This window comes from Vibrio sp. Vb1980, from assembly GCF_033338615.1.
Taxonomy (GTDB): Bacteria; Pseudomonadota; Gammaproteobacteria; order Enterobacterales; family Vibrionaceae; genus Vibrio; species Vibrio alginolyticus.
Genome location: NZ_JAWOSZ010000018.1, coordinates 1 through 13,273 on the forward strand (window position 1 = coordinate 1; position 13,273 = coordinate 13,273).

The 13,273-nt window shown below is 43.3% G+C and carries 12 protein-coding genes and 1 tRNA gene; 3 read left to right on the forward strand and 10 right to left on the reverse strand.

The window, feature by feature from the left end:
* Nucleotides 1-547: 547 nt before the first annotated feature.
* From R7F64_RS20250 to R7F64_RS20280, 7 genes are all read right to left on the reverse strand, one after another.
* Nucleotides 548-1,801: an HD-GYP domain-containing protein gene (locus tag R7F64_RS20250; RefSeq protein ID WP_005381029.1), complete on the reverse strand. Its 1,254-nt coding sequence runs from the start codon at nucleotides 1,799-1,801 to the stop codon at nucleotides 548-550.
* A 130-nt stretch (nucleotides 1,802-1,931) separates the two neighbouring features.
* Nucleotides 1,932-2,930: a LacI family DNA-binding transcriptional regulator gene (locus R7F64_RS20255; protein ID WP_318072041.1), complete on the reverse strand. Its 999-nt coding sequence runs from the start codon at nucleotides 2,928-2,930 to the stop codon at nucleotides 1,932-1,934.
* Nucleotides 2,931-3,034: 104 nt separating this feature from the next.
* Nucleotides 3,035-3,790, reverse strand: coding sequence for a chitin disaccharide deacetylase (chbG, locus tag R7F64_RS20260; protein ID WP_318072042.1), 756 nt, complete (start codon nucleotides 3,788-3,790; stop codon nucleotides 3,035-3,037).
* Between the two features lie 18 nt (nucleotides 3,791-3,808).
* Nucleotides 3,809-5,131: a 6-phospho-beta-glucosidase gene (locus tag R7F64_RS20265; RefSeq protein ID WP_064377288.1), complete on the reverse strand. Its 1,323-nt coding sequence runs from the start codon at nucleotides 5,129-5,131 to the stop codon at nucleotides 3,809-3,811.
* 12 nt (nucleotides 5,132-5,143) lie between these two features.
* Entirely contained in the window at nucleotides 5,144-5,455 is a 312-nt protein-coding gene (locus R7F64_RS20270) for a PTS lactose/cellobiose transporter subunit IIA (RefSeq protein WP_031777269.1), read from the reverse strand.
* A gap of 51 nt (nucleotides 5,456-5,506) precedes the next feature.
* Nucleotides 5,507-6,841 carry a PTS sugar transporter subunit IIC gene (locus R7F64_RS20275; protein WP_005381064.1) on the reverse strand — a complete coding sequence of 445 codons (1,335 nt, stop codon included), beginning with the start codon at nucleotides 6,839-6,841 and terminating at the stop codon, nucleotides 5,507-5,509.
* A gap of 87 nt (nucleotides 6,842-6,928) precedes the next feature.
* On the reverse strand, nucleotides 6,929-7,234 hold the full coding sequence (locus R7F64_RS20280) for a PTS sugar transporter subunit IIB (RefSeq protein ID WP_020480920.1): 306 nt from the start codon (nucleotides 7,232-7,234) through the stop codon (nucleotides 6,929-6,931).
* A 247-nt stretch (nucleotides 7,235-7,481) separates the two neighbouring features.
* Between R7F64_RS20280 and R7F64_RS20285 the strand changes: the two genes are divergently transcribed.
* Entirely contained in the window at nucleotides 7,482-8,765 is a 1,284-nt protein-coding gene (locus R7F64_RS20285) for a carbohydrate-binding protein (RefSeq protein ID WP_158156880.1), read from the forward strand.
* Between the two features lie 246 nt (nucleotides 8,766-9,011).
* Here the strand turns inward: R7F64_RS20285 and R7F64_RS20290 are convergent.
* Nucleotides 9,012-9,096, reverse strand: a tRNA-Leu gene (locus tag R7F64_RS20290).
* 190 nt (nucleotides 9,097-9,286) lie between these two features.
* On the reverse strand, nucleotides 9,287-9,952 hold the full coding sequence (locus R7F64_RS20295; RefSeq protein ID WP_318072043.1) for an SDR family NAD(P)-dependent oxidoreductase: 666 nt from the start codon (nucleotides 9,950-9,952) through the stop codon (nucleotides 9,287-9,289).
* Between the two features lie 227 nt (nucleotides 9,953-10,179).
* Here R7F64_RS20295 and R7F64_RS20300 point away from each other — a divergent pair, with 227 nt between their 5' ends.
* Nucleotides 10,180-11,448, forward strand: coding sequence for a DUF2254 domain-containing protein (locus R7F64_RS20300; RefSeq protein ID WP_005385537.1), 1,269 nt, complete (start codon nucleotides 10,180-10,182; stop codon nucleotides 11,446-11,448).
* A gap of 184 nt (nucleotides 11,449-11,632) precedes the next feature.
* Nucleotides 11,633-12,112 (forward strand): RDD family protein, encoded by a 480-nt coding sequence (locus R7F64_RS20305; RefSeq protein ID WP_005385535.1) that lies wholly within the window; start codon nucleotides 11,633-11,635, stop codon nucleotides 12,110-12,112.
* An 87-nt stretch (nucleotides 12,113-12,199) separates the two neighbouring features.
* Here R7F64_RS20305 and lptG read toward each other — a convergent pair whose 3' ends face one another.
* A complete protein-coding gene (gene lptG / locus R7F64_RS20310; protein ID WP_005381071.1) occupies nucleotides 12,200-13,270 on the reverse strand; it encodes an LPS export ABC transporter permease LptG in 1,071 nt (356 codons plus the stop codon).
* Nucleotides 13,271-13,273: the final 3 nt, after the last annotated feature.

Consider the following 13,273-nt stretch of genomic DNA (forward strand, 5'->3'; position numbering starts at 1 on the left):
ATTTTGTTCGGCTCAATGAATACTGAACATTCCTTTCGCTAATAAATAGCAGAAGTAATGTTTGAATTGACTGTGCTCTTATTGGTTTTTACTTTTGAAAAAGTAAAACAAAACAGCTCAAGGCTGCTTCCCAATTCGAATGGTCACTTCGTTTCATTGAAACCTAATTTGATACCGAAGTATCGAATTGGATTATCATCAACGAGTGCCCACACAGATTGATAGGTCTATATTGTTAAAGAGCTTGCTTTGCGAGAAGTTTTTCTCTCAAAGCGGAGGTGCATTCTAGCGATTTAGTTGTTAGTGTCAAACACTTTTTTAAACTAATTTTTTGTAGAAGCTTTTTACCTCTTCGACCCTGCTAAAGCCTTGTGGCGTCTGCCGTGTCGATGGATGCGCATTATAGGGAGAAGATTTTCTTTGGCAATACTAAAAATGCATTTTTTCTAAAAAAACATGCCAAATGGATACTTTCCATCCAACCCTAAAATTACCCAGAAATAACACTCAGGATTTATACAATTTACCCACAAAAAGCTGTGGATAACTACTCATCACTATCAAAGAAATAAGAAATACGCGAACGCGGATTTAGATACTCTTTTACTTTATCCGGTAATTTTGACGGATGAATCGCGTTAACTATCTTTATATCTTTTGAGGCAAGATCAATGATTGGCGCTTGCGTCCTTGGTACTGATGGATCGTAAACCAAGACATTCGGGAATAATAAATGCGATGCATTCACTGAGATAACCAGGCCGACCATATTATTAGAAAGCTGAACTACGGTACCCGGAGGAAACACGCCCATAAACTTAATTAGGATGTTCAGGTTCTCTTCTTTATATAGGTGTTTACAGTTCTTATATAAATGAGAGAGTGCGGTATAAGGAATCTTTTGATCTGAGACTATCGGTGTATGACACAAGTTATCAAACGCATTGGCTACAGCAATAATTTGAGCAAACTCGTTGATCTCATCTCCTTTCAGGCCTTTAGGATAACCAGACCCATCTCTTAGCTCATGGTGCTGCGCGATCACAATTCTCGCGACTTCGGGAAAAGCCTCGATTTGACTCGCAAGATCGACGCCATATTTAGTGTGCAACTTTAAGTAGTTGGTTTCTGGCTCTGTTAGAGGTAGTTGCTTTCTTAATATTGCAGTCGGGATTTTTATTTTCCCGATATCATGGAATAGTGCGGAGAAGGAAAGCTCTTTCAACTGTGCTGCTGAGTACCCTTTAGCACGGCCAATCATCATCGAGATAACAGCCACGTTCAATGAGTGGAAATAAATATCTTCAAACTCATTTTTTCCGTTCATCAGATGTAACGTAACATTATCATCGCACATTAACTTCTCGACGATATCTTCAATAAGAAGCTTTGCTTCATCAACTGCTGCTGTCGGACGGTTACGGATTTTAGTCATGACTGAACGCATACGTGCCAGAGAGCGCTCAAACTCTTTTTCACACTGAATCACGCGTCGACGGTATGCACTTAACTTTTCTATGCGGTTCTGTTTTTCTTGCCACATTTTTTGAGTTTCATGATCTAACGACGCTTCATTTGTTACTCTGTCAGCTTGTCTTTGATCAACAGGGAGTGGAACGGCATCGCTTTGCTCTGGATTAAAGTAAACGAACTTTACGCCGAGGTGGCGGATCATCTCGACTTGCTCTTGGTCTTTAATCTTAAAGCTATTGAGTAGAAAGGGGTGATCGTTCCACTTTAGCGGAAGACGGATATGTAATCCGGGTTGAATACGATCGACCGTTAGTTTAATGGCTGCCACTTATTCACTACTGATTTATATTTCTTAAGAGAGTTAGAATACTAGTAAATTTTGTGAATAAATTCATCAGTAACTATCAAAACATCAAACCGTTATTTCTAAGCGACTCACTTAATTAGATAGAAGTAAGCTACTTTAAGGAGCGATCTGCTTTGCGTATTTTAAGCTTGGCCTCGAACACTGGCTTGTCTATTACTTCTTGATCTTTGACTAGCCCCATTAACGTTTGTACCGCTACACGGGCCATGTCACTGATAGGAAAGTGCACTGCTGATACTGTAGGGTAAAGACTTTCACAAAGATCAACACTGTCAAAGCTAGTTAATGAGATTTGCTCTGGTACAGAAATACTGTGCTCGTGTAAGTACTGCATTGCGCCAACCGTCATTTCTTCACTGCACGAAAAGACAGCCGTCACATCAGGGTGTCGTTGTAAAATTGCAGCCGTTGCATCATAACCACTTTGCCGACCATAATTCCCTTCTTCACACCAGCTTTCATCAATATCTATACCAGCATCCTTCATTGCATCAATATACCCAAGCTTTCTCAATACACTGTTATGACGTTGGGATGGACCGGCAATACAAGCAATCTTTCGATGACCACCAGCTAAAAGGTGCTCAACGGCAATACGGCTTGCATGATGATGGTTAAAGGTAACACAACGCTCTTCTATTCCTTCCACGTAGCGATCCAGAAGAACGAAAGGTGTTGGCTGTTTAGCTAATTCACGTAAGTCATCATCTGACAAATAACGACTATGAAGTACATAGCCGTCACAACGTAAATCATTAAAACGCTGAATTGCCTCTTTTTCACCTTGTGCAGAATGATGGCCTTGAGCTGTAATCAAAAACTTCTTATGAATATCCAGCTCGGTCTGAACCTGCTCCATCATCTCGCCAAAGAAGCCCCCCGTATAGTAAGTCACCAATAACCCAACCATATTACTGGATGAGGTTGCGAGTGAACGAGCAATTGCACTAGGACGATAATTCAATTGCGCCATAGCTTGCTCTACTTTTTTTCGAGTTTCCTCGCGAAATTTCCCCTCTCCATTAATAATTCGAGAAACGGTAGAGCGATTTACACCGGCGAGTTCGGCTACATCTTTAATCCTTGCCATAATGCTATTGGGTCCAACTGCAATTGTTATTAAATATTCGTTTGTGTAGAACGGCTGCCAGCAATTCGTAAGGTGCTATAGGGGGCGAAGCTGGCAGCCTTTAATCATACACCGACCATTTGATTGGTAGAAACAAGCTCAGAGTAATCCGTGACAGTTATGCCATGATGAGCTAACTGTTCTTTTAAAATGGGAGAGGTAAGAACTTGTAACTCTAGCTCTCGCTGAAGCGCATAGCCACTCTTTAAGATAAGCGCCTGATCGGCCTCTGCCGGGTGGCACATCACCTCAACCAAGTAATAGTCAGCTTTTAAGCTCAATAGATGTGCCATTAAGCCATCCAAGCTCACTTTTTGATCATAAAACTCATCAGTAAAGATATACCTGATTGTCATCGATTCTTGACACAAGCCAGTGCCCCGCAGTGGCACTCTGTATTCATTCGCTACTTCTTTAATAACGGGCAAAATTTGAGGGTGAGTATGCGCGTGATGATGGCTATCTAAGTGGCTTAGCTCTAACCCAAGCGATAAAAAATGTTCCACCTGAGCTTTTGCTTCATCATAAATGACCTGAGTTTCGAAGTCCTGCTTACTCCAAAGTTCGTCATAGTTGATAAAGTGCGATCGGCCGTTGGTCAAGTTAGGATGCTTCGTTATAGGCACACCTGCTGTAAACCTAAGATGAACGCCAGTTTTCAAGTCTGGATTATGGCGAGCTAGTTCTAAGGCATGTTGCTCAGCATCCATACCCACCATCATGGTGGTTGAATGAACCACACCTTGCTGATGAGCTTTAACGATGCCGCTATTTACACCTCTCGTTAAACCAAAATCATCAGCATTAAAAATGACTTTCATCGGCGCCCTTCCTTAGTTTTACAACGTCGTTAGTTTAAATTGAGGTAAATACGGAGCGTTCACCGCCAGAATATCATCCAGGATTGACTTGGCGCGGCCAATGTCAGGCACCAATGGGTTATTGGTTAATGCCATAAGCGCCTTGTTATAATTACCTTCGACAGCAGCTTCTATTGTTAGCTGCTCATACGCTTTAACTTGATGGAGTAATCCTTTGATATTGTTTGACAACTCGCCAACCGCAAGAGGTTTCGCCCCCCAGCTACCAATCACGGCACTACATTCAATCACAGCATCGTCAGGTAGGCCGTTGATCGCTCCATTATTTAAAACGTTAACAACATGAATACTATTACGATTGTTATAAATTGAATCAACTAGGTTCAGTGATGCATCAGAATAATAAGCACCACCCCGCTCCTCTAACTCTTTCGGCTTATGATCGAGGGTAGGATCTTGATAGAGCTTAAATAGCGCATTTTCTGTTTCCATTACCTGCTCAGCACGAGTGCCTTTTTCATCGGCACTTTGTTTCTCTTCAGCAAGCATGGCATCAGTTTGATAGAAGTAGCGATGATAAGGACATGGTATCGCCCCCAGTGCTTTTAGAAATGCCAGATCCCACGGTTCTTCCCAGATATTCTTCATACTGAAGTTGGCACCATCACCGACTTTCTCTAATACCGTTTGAGTAATATCTTCCCCATTGAGCCATGCTTTGTGTACCCACACGAGATGGTTTAACCCAGCAAACTCAAGTTGTAGCTCTTTTGGCTCGCACTCCATCATTTCTGCAATCATCATTTCCATTGAAACGGGCACATTGCATAAACCAATACTCTTTACTTTGGTGTACTTACTGACCGCTTCGGAAACTAAACCCGCTGGGTTGGTGAAATTGAGCATCCATGCGTTTGGAGCCAACTCTTCAATGTCTTTACAGATATCAAGAATGACCGGAATGGTTCGCAGTGCTTTAGCAAAACCACCAGGGCCCGTTGTTTCTTGGCCGATGACGTCGTACTTGATTGGGATTCGCTCATCGTTAGCGCGTGCAGCAAGGCCACCAACACGAAACTGCGTCATCACAAAATCTGCATCTTTTATCGCAGCACGGCGATCGAAACCGGCTTTTATCTCAATTTTTGCGCCGGCTTTATCGACCATTCGCTGAGCCAATCCTTTGATGATCTCAAGCTTCTCAGCTCCTGACTCAATGTCCACAAAATGAATCTTCTTAACGGGTAAATATTCTAAGCGCTTAATAACCCCTTCAACCAATTCCGGGGTATAGCTACTACCACCGCCAATAATGGCAAGTTTGATCGCCTCTCTAGACATTTTCATCCCCCTTTATTTGTTCGAGATTTTTTTGTTCAGTGCGACGATTTCTACAGCCATCTCTTGAGCCAAAATCGTAGTCATTAGGTGATCTTGAGCATGCACCATCACTAACGTCATCGGGACTTTCCCTTCTCCCTGATCTTCTTCAATAAGCTGAGTCTGTATTAAGTGGGCTTTATTAATACACTCTCTTGCTTGAGAGAGCTTCTCATCAGCCGCTTCAAAATCTTGTTCTCGAGATAAACGCAATGCCTCGTAGCTTAAACTTCTGGCTTCACCAGCATTGCAAATGATCTCCATTACAACCAATTCTTGTTCCATCATTTTCTCTCCGAAAATCGGGCCGCGGTAATTGCGGCCCATTAAGCACAGTTAAGCAGTAACGCCTTCGCCTGACGGCTGCGTGTCACCTTTAGTTTCCTTCGTCGTTGGTAGTTCTTGCTCCAACATTTGCTTCTCAAACATTTTGAAGAATGGGAAGTAGATGATTAGATCAAGAATCAATAAACCAATGACGAGCAATACTGGCGCAAAGGTCCAACCGCTACCCCACGAAGCACCTATCAGTGCCGGTGTTGTCCAAGGTGTTGTAGCGACACCCATACCCACAAAGCCGACATGCACAGCAAAATACGCAATCGTAGCGTTGATGACTGGAGCGAAGACGAACGGGATAAACAAGGTCGGGTTCATCACAACTGGGCTACCGAAGATCACTGGTTCGTTGATTTGGAAAAAGCCAGGCACCGCACTCATTCGACCAATGCTCTTAAGGTGAACAGAACGGCTAAACGACATCAGCATAACAAGAGCAAGTGTTGCACCAGAGCCGCCAATAAAGATGTAAAAATCCCAGAACGGTTGAGTAAATACGTTTGGAATCGGTTCACCTGCAACAAAGGCTTCAATGTTGGCACCAATGTTGGTCAAAAAGATTGGAGAAAGCAGTCCAACAACAATTGCAGCACCATGAATACCCGCAAACCAAAGCAGCTGGCAAAGCAATAAAGCGCCAATAATGGCAGGCAATGAGTTAGACGCACTAATTAGCGGTTTAAAGATAGCCATAACAGCGTCTGGAATCAGCATGTCGTACTGGGTTTGTACGAAAAGGCTAAGTGGATATAAGGTAATGAATATCGCTAAGACTGGTAGCAATACTTCAAATGATCGCGCAATCGCCGGTGGCACCTGCTCTGGCATGCGAATCGTAATATTGTGCTTTTTCATAAAACGGTAGAGCTCCACCGAGAAAAATGCACACATCACTGCGGTGAAGATCCCGGTTCCGCCCATGTGAGACATAGACAACGCGCCATCTTTAGCTGGGGCCGCAATGAGTAAAAAAGACATTAGTGACAATACAGCACTCGTGATCCCATCCATCTTGTAAGCCTTCGCTAAACTATAAGCAACGCCCAGCGAAACAAAAATAGTCATGATCCCCATCGACATGTTGTAGGGCATCATTATGGTATCAAAATGTGTAGTGGCGAAATCGAGCCAAATTCGACCAAAAGTAAAGGTTGTATCTTCGGCAAATGGGGGGAATGCAAAAATCAAAATGAAACTGCCGACAATAATAAACGGCATTGCGACAATAAAACCGTCTCTCATTGCGCGAACATGGGGCTGATTCCCCACTTTAGCTGCTATAGGGGCTATATGCTTTTCGACTGCGCCTATAATTGCGTCATAAAGCTTCATAGAATCCATCCTTATTTTAGGCAAAAGAATCCCGCATCAAATATTTATATTTGATGTACAGTTATCTTTTTAATTTAAAACTATAGTTTAGTTAATTAATTCTAATGCTTGCTCTAGTACTTCTTCTCCCTTCATCATTCCATAATGCTGAGGAGAAATAGCATCAATGTTTTTACCATGCTCTTGCGCCGTTTTTCTTAGCTCTTCTAGCTGAAAACGTACTTGAGGCCCGAGAAGACAAACATCGTACTCTTTAATTACATCTTCAAACGCATTCACTGACATTGCATCAATTTTGCACTCAATTCCTTTATTTTCAGCAGCTTGCTCCATTTTCTTAACAAGCATACTGGTTGACATCCCTGCGCTACAGCATAAAAGGATCTTTTTCATAGCCTTACTCCCGTTGTGTAAATTTCAACCTGTAAAAACTGTAGCAAAAATAACCAAGACAAAAAAGCGCAACCGGTTGCATTATTCGTGAACACAATCCCAATTTAGAAAATACTACCTATTTTTTTGTAATTATTTAGGTCTAGGATAAAAGTCATAAAATAATTTAATACATCACATTAAGTTTCAAATTATCAATATTTTACTACTGACAACGTCGTTATTAATTTCTTAAAAGGAATAGAGAATGAAATTTAATAAATTGGCTATTGCAGCGCTTGTAAGTGCCGCACTATCACAACACTCATTTGCTCAAACCGACTCTAAAGGCACCATTTATCTAACGTTTGATGATGGACCAATCAATGCATCTATTGACGTTATTCAAGTACTTAACCAGGAAGATATCAAAGCGACGTTTTACTTTAATGCTTGGCATTTAGATGGAATTGGTGATGAGAATGAAGACCGTTCCCTAGAAGCCTTAAAGCTCGCATTAGACACTGGTCATATTGTTGCGAACCACAGTTACGATCACATGGTGCACAACTGCGTGGATGAGTTTGGACCGAACAGTGCTGCGGAGTGTAATGCGACCGGGGACCACCAGCTTAACTCGTATCAAGACCCTGTTTACGATGCCTCAATGTTTACGGAAAACTTATCTGTGTTAGCAAAGTATTTGCCGAACATTACAAGCTACCCGAACTACAAGGCAACAGAGTTTGCTAGACTGCCCTACACCAACGGTTGGCGCGTGACGAAAGACTTCAAAGCAGATGGGTTATGTGCCACGTCTGATAACCTGAAACCTTGGGAACCAGGATATGTATGCGATACATCCAACCCATCCAACAGTGTAAAAGCAGCTATCGAGGTTCAAAATATCCTAGCGAATAACGGCTATCAAACTCACGGTTGGGATGTGGACTGGGCACCCGAAAATTGGGGCATTGAAATGCCAGCAAACAGCCTTACAGAAGCAGAAGCATTTCTTGGATATGTGGATTCCGCGTTAAACACTTGTGCACCAACAACGATTAACCCGATCAACTCCAAAGCTCAAGAGTTCCCATGTGGTACACCTTTACACGCCGATAAAGTTATCGTATTAACTCACGAGTTCCTATTTGAAGATGGTAAGCGTGGCATGGGGGCAACGCAAAACCTGCCTAAGCTCGCTAAGTTTATACAGTTAGCAAAACAAGCGGGTTACGACTTCGACACAATGGATAACTACACGCCGAACTGGCAAGTTGGTCATAACTACGACGCTGGCGATTACGTCTTACACCTAGGTACTGTATACCAGGCTGTAACAAACCATACTGCACAACAAGATTGGGCACCGTCTCCAACCTCTAGCCTCTGGACAAATGCAGACCCAGCCACTAACTGGACTCAGAATGTTTCCTATAAACAAGGCGATGTGGTGACTTATCAAGGTTTGCGTTATCTAGTTGATGTACCGCACGTGTCCCAAGCAGACTGGACTCCGAACACTCAGAATACCTTGTTCACAACTCTATAGGCTGTTCCTACTATCACCATGTAGTAGTTTGCGCGAGGCATACCCCTCGCGCTTTTTTGTTTTGAAGATCCAGATACAACAAAGCCCCGACTTTCATCGAGGCTCTGTCTTAAAATATGGTACCGGTGGACGGAGTTGATTGGACTGGCATTCCTGCCGCCACCGCGAAGGCAACGCTAACTTTCTTTTGATATTTACGAACACCTAAAACGACGAAAGGCCGCTATAAAAGCGACCTTTCTAATATGGTACCGGTGGGCGGACTTGAACCGCCACGCCCGAAGGCAACGGATTTTGAATCCGTCGTGTATACCAATTTCACCACACCGGCATCTTTGGGCTATTGCCCTTTGATGGTTGGCATTATACGTAAGCTTTTGACCTGCGCAAGCAGAAATACCTTAAATAACTATCGTTTGCTGATAATTTCGCCACAAAGTGTGACAAAGCTGTACTCATAAGAAACGTACGCTCCATTTTCTACTACTCTTCCAGATGAAAATGAGTATACGAAACTCTTTTTAAGTTCTATTCACTGTAATATCAGAAACATAACCATTCCCAATGCTCGACAACGCATTATGGAGCATCTCTGCGGCATCTTCTGCTTGCATGAAGTGACTCGTGTCCATCGTATTGCCGCTTGATTTCCAGAATTCCGTATCCATTCCACCAGGATAAACCGCGATAATTTTCATAGGTTTTCCTTTTAGCTCCAAACGAACCGACTCAATTAATCCTTTGACGGCCCATTTCACTGCACAATACGTAGACTCTTGCGCTTTAGGTTGTTGCGCGGCTGTGGACATGATCATGACCACTTTTATTGGATGATCTTTGTAACGCTTTACTAACTCTCTTAGCACATGAATCGCAGAATTCAGGTTGTTATCAATCAACTTTTGAATCTCTTCCGGCTCCTGCTCTTCCAGTAAGCCAAAATAACCACTTCCCGCACTATGAATGACCATTTCAGGGGACTGTTTCACCCCATCAAAGAGCTGTTTCACATTTTGGTGCAATGAGAGGTTGCAAGCTTGATAACCAACGTTATGAGAGAGTTGTTTTGCTAGTGCGGATAGTTTTTCTGTATTTCTTCCTATTACATACGTCTCTTTGCCTTCCGCATCATAACGCTTTGCTAGTTCCGCCCCTAAGCCGCTACTTGCACCTGTAATTACAATCATGCGCTACCTCTTTTCAATCACATACTTTTAATTCATCTATCAATTAAGGTAACAGAATCGTGGTAATTCACACCTCAAGAGCACCATTCTTTGAAGCAAGCAGCTTTCTTACTTTCGTGATGCATGAAATATCAAGCAGAACGACGGGCATTTAACCTATGCTTAAGCAAGAATAACTTTCTGAATTTTCTATCGACTTTCTAGTGAGAACTGAATAGGAGCAAAGAATGACTGGGTCAAAATGGCAGTGGTTACTGAAACAGATGACACGAAAACTGTGGGTCCGGACGTCACTCTACGCATTACTAGCTGTTGCTACCGCCTTAATGTCGATTGTTTTAAACCAGTTCATTACTCTGCCCCCTGCCATCAACGTCAGCAAGGATTTGTTGAACAACATATTAAATATCCTCGCAACCTCCATGCTTGCAGTGACTACATTCTCTCTCAATATTATGGTCTCAGCGTACAGTGCCGCTAGTGCAGGGGTAACGCCGCGAGCGACAAAACTGTTGATGGAAGACAGCACAACACAAAATGCCTTAGCAACCTTTCTTGGCTCTTTTCTATTTAGTTTGGTAGGAATTATCGCGCTAGGTATTGGGGCCTATCATCAACAAGCACAAATTTATCTATTCATCGTGACTATCGCCGTAATCGTGATGATCATACTCACTCTGCTACGTTGGATTCAGCACCTTTCCGTACTAGGAAGGGTCAGTGAAACCACTTCATACGTAGAGCAAGCCTTGTTAGATGCGATAAGAAAACGGGGCAAAGAGCGCTGGCTAGGTGCTCACCCATGGAGCCACCCAGAGCATAAGCCCAGAGGAAGTAAACCTATTTTGAGCCAAGAAATTGGCTACTTACAGCATGTTGATATGCATCACCTCGATAGTATTGCTGAAGCAAACCAATGCACCATCTACCTTGAGCGACAACCGGGAAGTTTTGTGTACGTAGGTCAACCATTGGCTTGGGTTTGTGGTGAATTGCCAGACGAAAGCGAAGTAACGGCAGCCTTCACGATTCGAACGGAGCGTTCATATGATCAGGACCCTCGCTTTGGTTTAGTCGTTATGGCGGAAATCGCCTCACGAGCACTATCTCCGGCTGTAAATGATAATGGCACCGCAATTGACGTTCTTGGGCGTTCTGTACGAGCACTTTCATTATGGGGAGACCTACTCAGTGAGCCGCCTACCAAAACTCGATATCCTAGACTATTTGTGCCCGCATTGAGCTGCCAGGATTTGTTTGATGATGTCTTTTTGCCGATAGCACACGATGGTGCAGCGCAACTCCAAATACAGATTCGCCTACAAAAGGCCTTGCTAGCTCTCTCTAGTATGCACCCTAAGTTATTTTTGTCACCAGCAATCAAGCTGTCAGAAAAAGCTTTAGAGCTTTCATTAAGCCAACATTATACCGAAGATGAGAAACACCAACTCTCTCAGCTATCTAATCTGGTCACAGACCAAAAAGCCAATGGTTAAGAGAGTCGAATTCAGTTGAAACATATTGCTGCACGGCCTCGTGTATCATGACATGTGCTGATAACGTAGGGCAGAAAAGTCTCTTCGTTTATACACAATTAAAGACTCTGTGCGTTAGGTCTCTTTTCTCTTGGTGAGGGAATCTATATTCTGACGCACAATTTTTAAGGTAAGTGATGGAATAATGACAACGTCTACAACTCTTCCACCTGCTGGTCTCTTTCGCCGACTTGCAGCGTTGATTTACGACACATTGATTATTATCGCAATTGAAATGATGGCCGCTGGTATTGTTATGGCCGTTGTGTTTGCACTAAATGCAGCAGGATTGTTGAGCTATGGCGAGTACGCTGATGCCGCAGATATGCTCGGAAAGCACCCTGTATTCAGCCCTCTATTTACACTTTATCTTGCGGGTGTGTGGATATATTTCTTTGTGTTCTTCTGGACGCGAGCAGGACAAACTCTTGGGATGCGCGCTTGGAAGCTTCGAGTTCGCAATGCCAAAGACGGAGCACCAATTACGGTAACTCAAGCTCTGATTCGTATTTCGACATCTGGCTTTGGCTTGGCAAATCTGACTGTACCGATTGATCCGAAGAAACGTGGTTTCCACGACATTTGGGCCAAAACAGAGGTTGTTGTATTACCTAAGGCAAATTAACTTGTCTAGGAACACAAAAAAGGAAGGCGTAATGCCTTCCTTTTACATTTGGTTCGGTAAAACTTGGTTTATTCGATGATGCTTCAGTTATAGCTTTCTTCGTAGCAGTGCAATCGCAATAGCTAAGAACACCAAACTCGGGGCCAAAGCACCAAACACTGGGGATATGCCATACACCAAGCTTAATGGGCCAAAGAACTCACTGGATATGTAAAAAGTAAACCCGGCAACCACGCCCGACAATACCCTTGCCCCCATGGTCACGCTTCTGAGTGGACCGAAAACAAAAGATAGCGCCATTAACATCATCACAGCAATTGAAAGCGGCTGAGTCAACTTACGCCAAAACGCCAACTCATAGCGAGATGCATCTTGTTCCGATGCTTTTAGGTAAGTCACATAATCATACAAACCGCTCAGTGACAGTTCTTCTGGCTTCACGGTCACCACGGCTAGCTTATCTGGTGCCAAAGAGGTGTGCCACTCCATCTGTTCGATGTCTTGCTTCGAAATTACGTTTTCATTTTCCATGTCCGTAATTTGTACGTAGCGCATCAGCCAGTTGTTATCTTGTTGGTAGTCGACTTCTTCGGCGAAAATAACTTTTTGTAGATTCTTATCATCATCAAAACGCCACATATTTAAAGCATAAAGCTTGTCGTCTTCGACTTTACCTATAAAGATAAAGTCGTTTGCGTCACGAGCCCACACACCTGAGCGCACAGACACAATGCTACCACCTGATATCGCAAACGCACGTAAGTCACGGGCCATCTTCTGGGCCTCAGGAGCGCCCCATTGACCTAACGCCATAACGACTATCATGAGCGGGACGGCCGTTTTGAGTACCGATAACCCGATATCTAGCTTAGAGAAACCAGCAGCTTGCATCACCACCAGCTCAGAGCTTGAAGCCAACATACCTAAGCCGATCAGGGCACCGAGTAATGCCGCCATTGGAAAGAACATTTCGATATCACGCGGCACACTGAGTAACACAAAGTACAACGCATGAGTGAGGTCGTACACACCTCGCCCTACTTTACGTAGCTGTTCTACATATTTGATGATGCCCGATAAGCCAACAAACGTCGCTAAAACCAAGGCAGTGGTAGAGATGATGGTTCTACCGATGTAAAGGTCTAAGATTTTGAACACAGC

Excerpts from the sequence above, each read along its gene's own strand:
- R7F64_RS20255 (WP_318072041.1), bottom strand. The coding sequence starts at position 2,930 with ATGGCAAGGATTAAAGATGTAGCCGAACTCGCCGGTGTAAATCGCTCT.
- chbG (WP_318072042.1), bottom strand. The coding sequence starts at position 3,790 with ATGAAAGTCATTTTTAATGCTGATGATTTTGGTTTAACGAGAGGTGTA.
- R7F64_RS20265 (WP_064377288.1), bottom strand. The coding sequence starts at position 5,131 with ATGTCTAGAGAGGCGATCAAACTTGCCATTATTGGCGGTGGTAGTAGC.
- R7F64_RS20270 (WP_031777269.1), bottom strand. The coding sequence starts at position 5,455 with ATGGAACAAGAATTGGTTGTAATGGAGATCATTTGCAATGCTGGTGAA.
- R7F64_RS20275 (WP_005381064.1), bottom strand. The coding sequence starts at position 6,841 with ATGAAGCTTTATGACGCAATTATAGGCGCAGTCGAAAAGCATATAGCC.
- R7F64_RS20280 (WP_020480920.1), bottom strand. The coding sequence starts at position 7,234 with ATGAAAAAGATCCTTTTATGCTGTAGCGCAGGGATGTCAACCAGTATG.
- R7F64_RS20285 (WP_158156880.1), top strand. The coding sequence starts at position 7,482 with ATGAAATTTAATAAATTGGCTATTGCAGCGCTTGTAAGTGCCGCACTA.
- R7F64_RS20295 (WP_318072043.1), bottom strand. The coding sequence starts at position 9,952 with ATGATTGTAATTACAGGTGCAAGTAGCGGCTTAGGGGCGGAACTAGCA.
- R7F64_RS20300 (WP_005385537.1), top strand. The coding sequence starts at position 10,180 with ATGACTGGGTCAAAATGGCAGTGGTTACTGAAACAGATGACACGAAAA.
- R7F64_RS20305 (WP_005385535.1), top strand. The coding sequence starts at position 11,633 with ATGACAACGTCTACAACTCTTCCACCTGCTGGTCTCTTTCGCCGACTT.